11 protein-coding genes and 1 pseudogene are annotated in these 13,108 nt (G+C 69.0%); 9 read left to right on the top strand and 3 right to left on the bottom strand.

Annotated elements, in window-relative coordinates; translation table 11 throughout:
- The 3 genes and pseudogenes from HWX58_RS11220 to HWX58_RS15430 all read left to right on the top strand — a co-directional run.
- Nucleotides 1-802 (top strand): HAD hydrolase family protein (locus HWX58_RS11220; RefSeq protein ID WP_175987754.1); only part of this gene is annotated, 802 nt, incomplete at its 5' end.
- 138 nt (nucleotides 803-940) lie between these two features.
- A complete protein-coding gene (locus tag HWX58_RS11215; RefSeq protein WP_175987752.1) occupies nucleotides 941-1,813 on the top strand; it encodes an N-acetylneuraminate synthase family protein in 873 nt (290 codons plus the stop codon).
- Nucleotides 1,814-1,817: 4 nt separating this feature from the next.
- Nucleotides 1,818-2,870 (top strand): annotated as a pseudogene (locus HWX58_RS15430) (DUF6716 putative glycosyltransferase); the annotation flags it as partial.
- Nucleotides 2,871-3,326: 456 nt separating this feature from the next.
- Here HWX58_RS15430 and HWX58_RS11205 read toward each other — a convergent pair.
- Nucleotides 3,327-4,286, bottom strand: coding sequence for a hypothetical protein (locus HWX58_RS11205; RefSeq protein WP_175987733.1), 960 nt, complete (start codon nucleotides 4,284-4,286; stop codon nucleotides 3,327-3,329).
- Between the two features lie 138 nt (nucleotides 4,287-4,424).
- Between HWX58_RS11205 and HWX58_RS11200 the strand changes: the two genes are divergently transcribed.
- From HWX58_RS11200 to rplI, 5 genes are all read left to right on the top strand, one after another.
- Nucleotides 4,425-5,429: a cation diffusion facilitator family transporter gene (locus HWX58_RS11200; protein ID WP_175987731.1), complete on the top strand. Its 1,005-nt coding sequence runs from the start codon at nucleotides 4,425-4,427 to the stop codon at nucleotides 5,427-5,429.
- 153 nt (nucleotides 5,430-5,582) lie between these two features.
- Nucleotides 5,583-5,951, top strand: a complete 369-nt coding sequence (gene rpsF / locus HWX58_RS11195; RefSeq protein ID WP_147038991.1) for a 30S ribosomal protein S6 — start codon at nucleotides 5,583-5,585, stop codon at nucleotides 5,949-5,951.
- 5 nt (nucleotides 5,952-5,956) lie between these two features.
- The gene (locus HWX58_RS11190; protein ID WP_175987729.1) at nucleotides 5,957-6,463 is read left to right on the top strand and encodes a single-stranded DNA-binding protein; all 507 of its coding nucleotides are present in this window, start codon (nucleotides 5,957-5,959) and stop codon (nucleotides 6,461-6,463) included.
- A gap of 45 nt (nucleotides 6,464-6,508) precedes the next feature.
- Entirely contained in the window at nucleotides 6,509-6,763 is a 255-nt protein-coding gene (rpsR, locus tag HWX58_RS11185; protein ID WP_071641238.1) for a 30S ribosomal protein S18, read from the top strand.
- A gap of 14 nt (nucleotides 6,764-6,777) precedes the next feature.
- Nucleotides 6,778-7,230, top strand: coding sequence for a 50S ribosomal protein L9 (gene rplI, locus HWX58_RS11180; RefSeq protein ID WP_175987727.1), 453 nt, complete (start codon nucleotides 6,778-6,780; stop codon nucleotides 7,228-7,230).
- Between the two features lie 106 nt (nucleotides 7,231-7,336).
- On the opposite strand, the gene HWX58_RS11175 is transcribed toward rplI, so the two are convergent.
- Both HWX58_RS11175 and HWX58_RS11170 read right to left on the bottom strand, forming a co-directional pair.
- Nucleotides 7,337-8,644, bottom strand: a complete 1,308-nt coding sequence (locus HWX58_RS11175) for a chaplin family protein (protein ID WP_175987725.1) — start codon at nucleotides 8,642-8,644, stop codon at nucleotides 7,337-7,339.
- 93 nt (nucleotides 8,645-8,737) lie between these two features.
- Nucleotides 8,738-9,817 carry a hypothetical protein gene (locus HWX58_RS11170; RefSeq protein ID WP_175987723.1) on the bottom strand — a complete coding sequence of 360 codons (1,080 nt, stop codon included), beginning with the start codon at nucleotides 9,815-9,817 and terminating at the stop codon, nucleotides 8,738-8,740.
- Nucleotides 9,818-10,204: 387 nt separating this feature from the next.
- On the opposite strand from HWX58_RS11170, the gene dnaB reads away from it, so the two are divergent.
- Nucleotides 10,205-12,922 (top strand): replicative DNA helicase, encoded by a 2,718-nt coding sequence (gene dnaB / locus HWX58_RS11165; protein WP_368356424.1) that lies wholly within the window; start codon nucleotides 10,205-10,207, stop codon nucleotides 12,920-12,922.
- Nucleotides 12,923-13,108 lie beyond the last annotated feature (186 nt).

Genomic DNA, 13,108 nt, shown 5'->3' with positions numbered 1-13,108 from the left:
CTTCGACAGCGTCTTCTCCGCCCACGAGACCTACGGGTTCCTGTGGCGCCGCGACGACGACGACCACGCAGCCGCGATCAACCACGACGCCGCGCATCGCCCGCGCAGGCAGGATCGTGAGCCGTACTACCTCGAGACCGGTGCGTTCTACGCCTTCACCGCTGAGGGGTTCCGCGCGGCGGGGCACCGGTTCTTCGGACGCATCGGCATCGTCGAGGTTCCGGAGCGGACCGCGATCGAGATCGACGACGAGCAGCAGCTCGCCGTGGCATCCGCGATCGCCGACGTCGTCGAGCCGGGCGACGAGCCGATCCCGGCGAAGGCGATGGTCACGGACTTCGACGGCGTGCACACCGACGACACCGCATTCGTCGACGCCGACGGCCACGAGTTCGTGCGGGTGAGCCGGTCGGACGGCATGGGGGTCTCGCGGCTGCGCCGTGCCGGCATCCCGATGCTCATCCTCTCGACCGAGACGAACACCGTCGTCGGTGCGCGGGGGCGCAAGCTCGGCGTGCCGGTGGCACAGGCGATCGACGACAAGGCGAGCGCGCTCGCCGCGTGGGCGGCGGATGAGGGGATCGACCTGGCCGATATCGCGTACCTCGGCAATGACGTCAACGATCTCGGCGCCATGGGGATCGTCGGGTGGCCGGTCGCCGTGGCGGATGCGCGTCCGGAAGTGCGTGCGGCAGCCCGCGTCGTCCTGACCCGCCGCGGCGGCGACGGCGCCGTGCGCGAGCTCATCGAGCGGGTTCTCGTCGCCGCGCCCCCTGCCGCCGAAACAGGTCCTGCCGCCTGAGACACGTGCCGTGGCACGGCCTGTGTCGGCGGGGTGGACCTGTTTCGAGGCGGACGGCCGCACGTAACCTGCCCGTCGCGCGCTGTTCAGAGTCGGAGCGTACCCAGGAGGGATGGGGGCTCGACGACAGGAGGCGACATGACCGTCAGCATCGGATCGCGCGTGATCGGCGGAGGCCACCCGGCCTACGTCATCGCGGAGATCGGCCTGAACCACAACGGCGACGTGGAGATCGCGAAGCGGCTCATCGACGTCGCCGCGAACGCCGGCGCGAACGCCGTGAAGTTCCAGAAGCGCACGCCCGAGATCGCCACCCCGGAGCACATGCGCGACGTCCCGCGCGAGACGCCGTGGGGCACCATGAGCTATCTCGACTACCGCCGCCGCGTCGAGTTCGGCCGCGACGAGTACATCGAGGTCGGCGACTACGCCACGATGCGCGGGCTCGACTGGTTCGCGTCGCCGTGGGATGTGCCGAGCGTCGAGTTCCTCGAGGAGCTGAACGTCGTCGCGCACAAGGTCGCGTCCGCCAGCCTCACCGACATCGAGCTGCTCGAGGCGCTGCGGGCCACGGGCAAGCCGATCATCCTCTCCACGGGCATGTCGACGCCCGAGCAGATCGACCGGGCGATGCAGACGCTCGACACCGATCGGGTCATCCTCATGCACGCCACCTCGACCTACCCGATGGAGCCCGAGGAGGCCAACCTCCGCGTCATCACGACGCTCCGCGACCGGTACCCCGGCGTTCCGGTCGGCTACTCCGGCCACGAGCGCGGACTGCAGATCTCGCTCGCGGCCGTCGCGCTGGGCGCGGTCGCGGTCGAGCGGCACATCACGCTCGACCGCACGATGTGGGGATCGGACCACGCGGCATCCCTCGAGCCGGGCGGACTCGAGCACCTCGTGCGCGACATCCGCATCATCGAGACCGCGATGGGCGACGGCGTCAAGCGCGTCTTCCCGGGTGAGCAGGCGCCGATGGCGAAGCTGCGCCGGGTGGGCGTCTGAGTCCATGAACGCGGAGCTTCGTGTCGTCGCGATCGCGGATGCCGACTCCTTCGTGAAGTGGTCGGCGGCGCTGCTGGATGCGGTGCCCGGCATCAGCCGGCACATGCTGCTCGTGCGGACGCCGCTGACGGTCAGCCGCGAGCAGGAGCACATGGCTCTGGCCGGTACCGTCTTCGGCACCGATTCGGTCACACGCCTGGGGTTCGACGAGCTCACCGGATGGCTGAACGGGCACCTGCCCGACGTCGTCGTCCTCGCCGGAAGGGGACCGTTCGTGCGGCTCGTCGCCCGGGTCATCGACCGCCTGAGGCGGCGGCCGGTCGTCGTCAGCGGCCTGCCGGGAATGTCGATCCCGGCGCTGCGCGGAGCACTCGAGTACCGCCGCGAGTCCGACCTGCTCGTGCTGCATTCTCACCGCGAGATCCGGGCGTTCGAGGCGCTCGCCGACCGCCTCGGCGTGGGCGTGCCGATGGCCCTCGCCACCCTCCCCTATGCGCGGCCGGCTTCGGCGCAGGGTGGGCTCGCGCGGGCGTCGCGGGGCAGGGCGGAAGGGTCGGATGCCGTCGGCACACCCCGTTCGCACTCCGGCGGCGTGCTCGTGGCCGAGCGCGAGCATCGGGGCACGGATCTCGTGTTCGCCGCGCAGGCGCTCGTTCCGGCGCAGCGCCACGAGCGGGAGGAGCTCGCCTGTATCCTGCGACGCGCGGCTGAAGCGCGGCCGAACCGGCGGGTCGTCGTGAAGCTGCGCTCGCGGCCGGGGGAGGCCGAGACGCACCTCGAACGCGATGCGTATGCCGAGCTGCTCGCGAACAGACCCGCGAACCTCGTGCTCTCGTACGAGCCGATGGCTCTCGCGCTCGCGCGCGCCGAAGGACTGGTCACTGTCAGTTCGACGGCGGCGGTCGAGGCGATCGCCCGCGGCGTCCCGGTCATCGCGCTCGACACGTTCGGTGTCGAGAAGCAGCTCCTGAACACCGTGTTCACGGGCAGCGGCCTGCTCGCCGGGGCGGATGATGTCATCGCGCGCCGGTTCCGGCATCCCGACCCCGCGTGGATGCAGGACAACTACTTCCACTCCCCCGAGCAGTCGGAATGGTGGATGCGCGTCGAGGAGCTCGTGATGCTCCGCCGGGGCGGAGCGCTGCCGGCGAAGACCGTGCCGACCGGACGCGGGGGAGCGCTGCGCGCCGCCTGGCATCGCAAGAGCGTGCTGGGTTCGGAAGACCGCTCGCTCGCGGGAGCCGTGGCGCTCGGCGTCGGGGCACCTCTGGTCGACGGCATCCTCGGGATGCGCCGTGCGCGCGGCCGCGCCGGCGAAGACACCTGGTCGGATGCCACGACCGACTACACGCTCGAACCCCGCCCCGCCGCGACTCGTCCGCCGCTGAGCATCCGCCCCACCTACCCGCCGCTACCCGTCGCCCTCACGAGACGGGGTTTGCGGCACGAGACCCGGGTCACCCACCCCCGTCTCATGCAGCAAACCCCGTCTCACGCTCGGAGGCGTCGCTGTTCAGCGGTTGATCTCGTCGTCGTCCCAGTTCAGCGACGAGCCCTCGGCGATCGGCAGCGCCTCGATCGCCGGATCCGCGCAGATCGCGCGGACCAGTTCGCGCGAGCCGGCCACGATCGTCGAGTCGTAGTCGATCTCGCTCACCATCACCCAGGCGAGGTCTTCGGGCCACAGGATGCTGGGATGCTCCGCGTCGGGGGCGAAGCCGCGCGCTTCGGCCTCGTGGTCGCGCCAGGGCACGTCGAGGATCCAGTCGGGGTGCGCGAACGCCGAAGGGGCGGCGCTGAAGAGCACGTGAGAGCGGTCGGGCAGCTCGAGCCGAGGCCCTTTGGAGATCTCGTCGGAGAGGATGCCGGGGTGCCACCGGGGCTTGCGGAACGGGTTCTCGAAGCTCGCCTTCAGGCTGCTCCACCCCGACGGTTCGGGGAGCGGGCCGTCGCTGAACTCGAAGAACCCGCGACCGTTGCCGCCGCGTCCGCCGAGCAGCCCGCCCCAGCCCTCCCAGACCGCGACGAATCCCGCGTCCGGAGTCGAGGTGTGCGCGATGAGTGGCACGGAGAGGGCGGCAAGCAACGAAGGGGGCATCCGGCCCTCACCCGGACCGGTGTACTCGCGTCCGTCCGGTGCGATGCGGACGTCGCCGTCGCGCGGAGTGCGGACGAGCGGGTACCACTGCGCGAGCGCGTGCATGGTCGTGCCGAACACCTCGGCAGTGTCGGCCCACGTGATCTCTTCGTCGATCACGAGCTCCATCAGGTGCTGCTGCTCGGCATCCGGCATCCGGACCCAGTCGTCCATCGGCGGCATCGCACGATCCGGCAGAGACCGCACCTGTGCCGGGTGGAACACCCGCGCGTACGCCTCGTACCCGTGCGGCACGAAGTGGTGCATCGACCAGTCCTCGTCCAGGCGCTCGCACAGCCACCCGCCCGCCGTCGCCGGGTCCGAGATCCATTCCATGCCGCTCACGCTACCCGCCGCCCATGCGAGACGGGGTTTGCAGCACGAGACCCGGGCCGCCCACACGCGTTTCATGCTGCAGACCCCGTCTCACGCATTCGGCGATGCGCGGAGCAGCACCAGGCGTAACCTGGGCGAGTGACGGTGCTCATCGCCTTCCTCGCCAACGTCCTCGTCGCGATCGCCAAGACGGTCGCGGCGATCATCACGTCCTCCGCCTCCATGGTCGCCGAGGCCGCGCACTCGTGGGCGGATGCCGGCAACGAGATCTTCCTGCTCATCGCCGACCGTCAGGGAGCGCGCAAGAAGGATGAGCGGCATCCGCTCGGCTACGGCCGCAGCGCGTTCGTCTGGTCGCTGATCGCGGCGTTCGGCATCTTCACCGCCGGAGCGATCGTGTCGATCATGCACGGCATCCAGGAGCTCGGCTCCGACGAGCCCGTCGAGAGCCCGGTGATCGCGTACATCGTGCTCGGCATCGCGTTCGTGCTCGAGGGCGCGTCGTTCACGCAGGCGCTCATCCGCTCACGCCGTCTGGCGCGCGAGCGGGGCTCCTCGACCTGGGACTTCGTGATCGAGACGAGCGATACGACGCTGCGGGCCGTGTTCTTCGAGGATGCCGCGGCGCTGATCGGCCTCGTGATCGCCGGCGGCTCCATCGCGATCCATGAGGCCACGGGCGAGGCGGTGTGGGATGCCGTCGGCTCGATCCTCGTCGGCATCCTGCTGGCGGTCGTCGCGGTGCTCCTCATCGGGCGCAACCTGGCGTTCATCGTCGGAACCAGCGCGTCGCCCCAGCTGCGCTCGCGCGTCGGGCGGGCGCTGCTGGAGGCTCCGGCGATCGAACGGGTCACCTACCTGCACATCGAGTACGTGGGCCCGAATCGGCTGTTCATCGTCGCCGAGATCGACCTCTCCGGTGACGAGCGCGAGCACGACGTCGCCCGCCGGCTGCGGGAGGTCGAGCGGCAGATCGAGGCACACGAGGTGGTCGAGACCGCCGTGCTGTCGCTGTCCGTCGATGACGAGCCGTCTCTGGAGTTCGGCCGCGACGCTGAGGCTCTCGACTACGTCGACCAGCTGCGTGCCGGCGTCGCGATCGAGCTGGACGATCCGGGTGTGGTTGACGACGCGCAACGATGACCCGGTTCGCGACACGCCCGCAACTGAAGTAGACTTCTGTGGTTGTCTGCCCTCCGGACCGCACTCTGCGGCGAGAATGGCCGGCACGTGCAACACACCCTCCTGCTTCCGGGAAAGTCTCGGAAGCCGTTCAAGTCCGAAGGAGGTGGGTAAGTGACGCACCAGTACGAACTCATGGTCATTCTGAACCCTGAGATCGACGAGCGCCAGGTCGCACCCACGCTCGACAAGTTCCTGAAGGTCATCACCAACGATGGCGGTTCTGTGGACAACGTCGACGTCTGGGGCAAGCGCCGGCTCGCGTACGAGATCCAGAAGAAGAACGAGGGCATCTACGCCGTCGTCAACTTCACCGCTACCAGCGAGGCCACGCAGGAGCTCGACCGTCAGCTCAAGCTGAACGAGCAGATCATGCGCACCAAGGTCCTCCGCGCTGAAGAGGCACAGGCGATGATCGCGTCTGAGGCCAAGCGCTCCGAAGAGAAGGCTGCCCGCAAGGCGGCCAAGGCTGCGAAGGCTTAAGGCTCATGGCCGGCGAAACCGTCATCACCGTGGTGGGCAACCTCACGGCCGACCCCGAACTGCGCTACACGCAGAACGGGCTGCCGGTGGCGAACTTCACCATCGCGTCGACCCCGCGGACCTTCGACCGTCAGGCGAACGAGTGGAAGGACGGCGAAGCGCTGTTCCTCCGTGCGTCCGTATGGCGCGAGTTCGCCGAGCACGTGGCAGGGTCACTGACCAAGGGCATGCGCGTCATGGCGCAGGGCCGGTTGCGTCAGCGCTCCTACCAGGACCGTGAGGGCAACAACCGCACGGCCATCGAGCTCGAGGTCGACGAGATCGGTCCGTCGCTGCGCTACGCGACCGCTCAGGTCACCCGCGCGGCATCCGGTGGAGCCGGTGGCGGCGGCGGACAGCGTCCGGCGCAGCAGCAGCAGGTGTCGGAGGAGCCGTGGTCCACGCCCGGTTCCTCGACGAGCGCGGATGCCTGGAGCACTCCGGGCAGCTTCGGCGACGACACCCCGTTCTAACAACTTCTGGATGCCTCGGCATCCGTACATCCCAAAGGAAAAACCATGGCTGGAAAGTCGAGCGGCGACCGCCGCAAGCCGCGGAAGGGTGGCAAGCCCACCGCTCCCGCGAAGTCGATCCGGGTCGGCGTCATTGACTACAAGGACGTCGCGACCCTTCGCAAGTTCATCTCGGAGCGTGGAAAGATCCGCGCCCGTCGTATCACCGGAGTCTCGGTGCAGGAGCAGCGTCTGATCGCCAAGGCGATCAAGAACGCGCGCGAGATGGCTCTCCTGCCCTACGCCGGCGCTGGCCGCTAAGGGGTACCGGACAAATGGCAAAGCTGATTCTCACGAACGAGGTCGCCGGGCTCGGAAGCGCCGGTGACGTTGTCGAGGTCAAGAACGGGTACGCCCGCAACTACCTCATCCCCCAGGGCTACGCGACCGCGTGGACCCGTGGTGGCGCCAAGCAGGTCGAGTCGATCCAGGCCGCCCGCAAGGCCCGTGCGATCCACGACCGCGAAGAGGCCGTGGCGCTCAAGGACAAGATCGAGGACGCGAAGGTCCGCCTGACGGTCAAGGCCGGCAACGGCGGTCGCCTGTTCGGCTCGGTCAAGACCGAGCACGTCGCGGACGCCGTCGAGGCCGCAGGTCTCGGCAGCATCGACAAGCGCAAGGTGACCATCACCTCGCCGATCAAGTCGACGGGTGACCACGAGGCCACCGTGCGTCTGCACGAGGACGTCGTCGCCGTCATCGCCCTTCAGGTCGTCGCCGCCAAGTAAGCGGCAAGGCTGGACGGATGCCCCGGAGTCTTCGGACTCCGGGGCATCCGTCGTTTGCGTGCGACGAGCATCCGCTGGGGACGGATGCAAGGTCACCGGATGGGGATCAGCCGGTGACCTTGCGTCGCAGCAGCCCGGCTCCGATCAGGAGCAGCGCCGCGGCGAGCAGAGCCGGTGCGACAGAGATGTCCACTCCGGTGGTGGCGAGCATGCCGCCGTCTGCTGTCGCGATGGCGCCGCCCTGCCCACTGGGGATGGGTGCGGAGCCGGGGTCTTCGCCCGGCATCGCGCCGGGATCCGTGCCGAGGTCGGTGCCCGGGTCTGTGCCGGGATCCGTTCCCGGGTCGGTTCCGGGGTCTGTGCCGGGGTCCGTGCCCGGAGCGGTGACCGTCGAGTCTCCGATGATGCCGATGGCGTTGCCGCCGACGGTCACCGGGATCGAGATCGGGGCGACGATCTGCGTGCCCCCGAGGAGCGAGTCGAGGCCGCTCGTGACCGGATCAGTCCGCGTGGCCGGTGCAGGGGCCGCCTGACCACCGTCGCCGATCACCGCACTGGTGCCTGCGACGCTGATCGCGTTACCGGTCGCCGTCACGGGTGCTGTGACCGGTGCGACGACCTGGGTGCCGCTGGCGACACTGTCGGTTCCGTCGGTGGATGCCGCGGGAGCGGTGCTGTCGGCCGGGGTCGTTGCCGCGGGGGTCGACGCCTGCGTCACATCGCTGTCGCCGAGTACTCCGATCGCGTTACCGGTCGCCGTCACGGGTGCTGTGACCGGTGCGACGACCTGGGTGCCGCTCGCGATGCCGTCGGTTCCGCCGGTGGACGCTGCAGGAGCGGTGCTCTCGGCCGGAATGGGGGCCGCTGGTGTCGACGCCTGCGTCACATCGCTGTCGCCGAGTACTCCGATGGCGTTGCCCGTGACCGTCACGGGCACGTTCACGTCGACGAGTGCCTGCGTGCCGCTGAGCACGCCGTCCACGCCCGAGGTGGTGACGGACGGCGAACTCGGCGCCGGTTCGGCAGGTGGCGTCTGTGCGGGCGACGACTCCGCGACGTCGGATGTGCCGAGGACGCTCACGGCGTTCCCCTCGACGACGACCGGAACATCGACGGTGACCACCGCCTGTGTACCGGATGCCGTGCCGTCCGAGCCGCTGGTCGTGGTGGACGGGGCGGGCGCGGATGACGTGGGGGCCGCGACCGGTGCGGCATCCGCTGAAGACGTCCCGAGCAGCGAGATGGCGTTTCCCGTCACATCGACAGGGATGTCGACGGGCACGAGCGCCTGCGTTCCGGAGAGGAGGCCGTCCTCTCCGTCGGTCTCCGCCGCGTTCGCGGCGGTGGCGCCGAGCAGGGTGATCCCGCCGGCGATGGCGACGCCCCAGAGGGCGCGCTTGACGAATGTGCGCATGATGTTTCAGCTCCTGACTGATCGTTTCGGATGGCGCGTGCGCGATCGACGGCACGCGTGTGCATGTCACCCCGAGAGGTGACCCGATCCTGATCAGTCGGGTGAGGCGTCGGTCTCGAAGACCGGAGCGGATGGCAGATCGTCGTCTGTCGGACCGCGCCCGCCGGGCAGCGCTCGAGTGGTGGAGGATGCCGCGAACGTGTCAGCGGCATCCGTGACGACCCCACCGCCCCCGCCGACCGGTGCAACCGAAGCCGGCGCAGCGGACGGTGCGTGAGCGGCAGGCACGGGTGCGCCGGGGAAATCGGTCTCGTTCGAGACGAGAGCATCCACGGAAGCCTCGACGCGCTGGGCGTCGAGGAAGAGCTGTGCGGTGATCGAGGCGGACAGCGACGGGCTGCCGGCGGATGCGCTGAGCACCGACGCCTGGGCGGCGGGGGCGGCATCCGGCTGCGCGGCCGCTTCCTGCTCCGTCACGGCGGGACCGGTCGGATCTTGGACGGTCGGGTCCTGGACGGGCGGAGCCGGCGCGACCGGATCCGGATCGGCTGGCGCCGACGGGACGGCGCGATCCACGACGTCGACCGCGGCGGGGACGACGGCCTGGGCGGTGCGGCCGAGCGAGGCTGTCGTCGAGTCGAGCGCTGCGGTGGCCTCGGCGACGGCATCCGGAACGGAGAGCTCGTCGAGCAGGTCGCCGACGATCGGCACGGAGCGCGCGGTCTCGACGACGGGATCCGTGAGCCGCGAAGCCGGAGAGTCCTGGAGAAGATCGGTCACCGGCGCTGTGACGGTCGGGGGGACCTCGACGACGGCATCCGAAACCGGTGCGACGGCAGCGGGGACGACATCGCGGACGACAGGAACGGCCTGAACCGTGGTGGACACGGCGGCCGAGACGGGCGCGGACGCTGCCGGGAGGGTCTCGGTGACGGCAGGGGCGACATGATCGACTGCGGGGAGCACGACGTCGTCGACGACGGCGCCCGCGATCTCGGCGCCGGCGCCGACCGTCGACCCGACAACCGAGGTGAGGCTGTCGAGGGGGCCGTCGTCGTCTTCGGCGTGCGCGGTGCCGGTGGAGGACAGCAGGGTGAACGCGGCCCAGCCGAGCACGGCGAAAGCCCCCCATGCGAAACCGCTCCTGACTCGGCGGTATGCGATGGTTCTCACGTTCACCTCCCCCTCTGAGGGAAACGTCATCGACGAAACCTGTGTCGCGGCCGACCATACCCCCGGGGCGGCGGTGTGTCCAGGGGCACTCGGGTTCACCGGGTGATCCGGCGGGGCGAATCACGGCCGGGAACGCGGGACGCGCCCGGGGAAAGTCAAGGCTTGACTTTCCCCAAGTTGTACACATGACGCACCGGTGGGGGAAACCTTCAAGGACTCGTTGAAGCAGGTTTTCATCCACAGCCTGAGGAAACCGAAAAGCCCAGTTCCAGTGGCATAAAATAACTTCGCATCTCCGGTCAGCACAGGGTTATCCACATCGGTTCTGCACAGACACTCCGAAGTTGTTCGCATCCTCTCCACATAGTTATCCACAGGCCGTTTTGCATGGGGAAAATGCGACTCCTAGCGTGGACGGGCGACGAGATGTCGGTGGTGCGTGGTTCGCTCGAAGCGGCCGCGGAAAGCATCCGCTGTCGCCGGGTCAGGAGCATCCTCGACCTCACTGCCAACCGGACCGAAGGGAGCCCCGTGTCGATCGCCGACATCTCTGAGGAGCGCATCGGTGGGCAGCGTCAGCCGGAACGCACCCCGCCGCACGATCTCCTCGCCGAACAGAGCGCGCTGGGCGGCATGCTGCTGTCGAAGGACGCCGTCGCCGACGTGATCGAGACGCTCAAGGGCGCCGACTTCTACATCCCCAAGCACGAGCTCATCTTCGAGGCGATCCTCTCGCTGTACTCGCACGGCGAGCCGACCGACGTCGTGGCGGTCACGGACGAGCTCATCAAGACCGGCGAGCTCGGTCGCGCGGGCGGTGCCGACTACCTGCACACGCTCACCTCGATCGTGCCGACGGCCGCGAACGCCGGCTACTACGCGGGCATCGTGTCGGAGCGCGCGATCCTGCGCCGCCTGGTGGATGCCGGCACCCGTATCGTGCAGCTCGGCTACGACGGGCAGGGCGACGCGACCGACATCGTCAACAACGCGCAGGCCGAGATCTACTCGGTGACCGGCACGCAGGAGGCCGAGGACTACGTCCCGCTGACGGTGGCGGTGGATGCCGCGGTCGAGGAGATCGAGGCGGCCAGCGGCCGCGACGGCTCGATGACCGGCGTCCCCACCGGGTTCAAGGAGCTCGACGAGCTCACCAACGGCCTGCACGGCGGTCAGATGATCGTCGTCGCCGCGAGGCCGGCTATGGGCAAGGCGCTCGCCCTCGACACGCCTCTGCCCACTCCTACCGGGTGGACGACGATGGGCGAGGTGCAGGTCGGCGACGAGCTGTTCGACGCCGACGGACGCCCGACGCGCGTCGTCGCGGCGACAGAGATCATGCTCGATCGCACCTGCTACGAGGTCGAGTTCTCCGACGGCTCGACGATCATCGCGGATGCCGAGCACCAGTGGCTGACCGAGACCAGGGCGATGCGTCGCTCGCCCGCAGGCGGATCCGCGGTCATCACGACCGAGCAGATCCTCGAGACGCTTACGGTCGGCGCCGACGAGCGGGCGAACCATTCGATCCCCAACGCGGCACCGCTTCGCGCAGCCGAGGCAGAGCTTCCCATCCCGCCGTACGCGCTCGGCGCGTGGCTGGGCGACGGGCACAGCGCCGGCGCACGGCTGACGAGCGAGTCCGACGAGATCCCCGGATTCGTTCGGGATGCCGGCGTCCGCGTCGAGGCGCGCGGGGGGATGCTCTACTCGCTCAAGCTCGCCGAGCGCCCTGTGCTCGTGCGCGAGTGCGAGGTGTGCGGTGCCGAGTTCACAGCACGGCACCCGCACGTGCGCACCTGCGGTCGCACGTGCGGTCCGAAGAACAAGGGCGCGCATCCCGAGCGCCTGTCGTGCCCCGACTGCGGTGAGCCGTTCTCCGGTGAGGCGCAGGTCTGTGCGACCTGCTACCGCGACCACGGGTCGTTCACCGCGCTGCTGCGCGGCCTCGGCGTGCTCGGCGACAAGCACGTGCCGCAGCAGTATCTGCGCGCATCCACTCGTCAGCGCCGCGAGTTGCTCGCGGGTCTCATGGACACCGACGGCACGGTCGTCAAGGGCGTCGGGTCGTGCCAGTTCGCGGTGACGAGCAAGCACCTGGCTGACACCGTGTACGAGCTCATCGTCAGCCTCGGCTACAAGTGCGGGCGAACGACCAAGCGTGTGCCGGGCCGGTCGGAGGAGTCGTCGACCTGCTACATCCTCAACTTCTCGGCCGTGGACGATGTTTTCCGGCTCGATCGCAAGCGCCGGCTGCACGAGCAGGAGCGCCCCGCGAGCCTGGTTCGCATCGGGCGGCGCTACGTGAAGGCGGTGCGCCCGGTGCCGAGCGTTCCGGTGCGATGCGTGCAGGTCGACAACGCCGATCACCTGTACCTCGCGGGCGAATCGATGATCCCGACGCACAACTCGACGCTGGCTCTGGATTTCGCGCGCGCTGCGGCGATCGGCCACAACCAGCCCGCGATCTTCTTCTCGCTCGAGATGGGCAAGAGCGAGATCGCGATGCGTCTGCTCAGCGCCGAGGGCGCGATCCCGCTGCAGCACATGCGCAAGGGCACGCTCGACCCGCGCGACTGGACGACGGTCGCGGCGACCCGCGGTCGCATCAACGACGCCCCGCTGTACATCGATGACTCTCCGAACATGACGCTCGTCGAGATCCGCGCCAAGTGCCGCCGGCTCAAGCAGCGCGCGGGGCTCAAGATGGTCGTGATCGACTACCTGCAGCTGATGACGAGCGGCAAGCGCGTCGAGTCGCGTCAGCAGGAGGTCTCGGAGTTCTCACGTGCCCTGAAGCTGCTGGCGAAGGAGCTGCAGGTTCCGGTCATCGCGCTGTCGCAGTTGAACCGTGGTTCTGAGGCCCGGCAGGACAAGAAGCCGCAGATCAGCGACCTGCGCGAGTCGGGATCGATCGAGCAGGATGCCGACATGGTGATCCTGCTGCACCGCGACTCGGTCTACGACAAGGACGTGCGCCCAGGCGAGGCCGACCTCATCGTCGCCAAACACCGCAACGGCCCGACGGCGACGCTTCAGGTCGCGTTCCAGGGCCACTATTCGCGGTTCGCCGATATGGCGCCCGGCGACTTCGGCGGCTTGTAGGTTCCACGTGAAGATGGCCGTTTCTGTGTCAACTTGGCCCGCACTTGGCCATTCGGCCAAGTGCGGTGGATGGATTTGGCATCGACGTGATCGGGCGGCTCATCTCCGTCGACCCGGTCTGGCGTGGGGTCGCGGTCAGAGTGGGCTGTTCACATCCAACACGCGAGAATATTTCTGCACATGGAT

The sequence above is a fragment of the Microbacterium tenebrionis genome (assembly GCF_903645325.1).
Taxonomy (GTDB): Bacteria; Actinomycetota; Actinomycetes; order Actinomycetales; family Microbacteriaceae; genus Microbacterium; species Microbacterium tenebrionis.
The sequence above is the reverse complement of the archived record's forward strand: the minus strand, read 5'-3'. Positions and strand labels throughout refer to the sequence as shown.

Bases quoted from the DNA above. Each gene is read 5' to 3' on its own strand.
- HWX58_RS11215 (WP_175987752.1), top strand. From the start codon at position 941: ATGACCGTCAGCATCGGATCGCGCGTGATCGGCGGAGGCCACCCGGCC.
- HWX58_RS11205 (WP_175987733.1), bottom strand. From the start codon at position 4,286: ATGGAATGGATCTCGGACCCGGCGACGGCGGGCGGGTGGCTGTGCGAG.
- HWX58_RS11190 (WP_175987729.1), top strand. From the start codon at position 5,957: ATGGCCGGCGAAACCGTCATCACCGTGGTGGGCAACCTCACGGCCGAC.
- rpsR (WP_071641238.1), top strand. From the start codon at position 6,509: ATGGCTGGAAAGTCGAGCGGCGACCGCCGCAAGCCGCGGAAGGGTGGC.
- rplI (WP_175987727.1), top strand. From the start codon at position 6,778: ATGGCAAAGCTGATTCTCACGAACGAGGTCGCCGGGCTCGGAAGCGCC.
- HWX58_RS11175 (WP_175987725.1), bottom strand. From the start codon at position 8,644: ATGCGCACATTCGTCAAGCGCGCCCTCTGGGGCGTCGCCATCGCCGGC.
- dnaB (WP_368356424.1), top strand. From the start codon at position 10,205: ATGGGGAAAATGCGACTCCTAGCGTGGACGGGCGACGAGATGTCGGTG.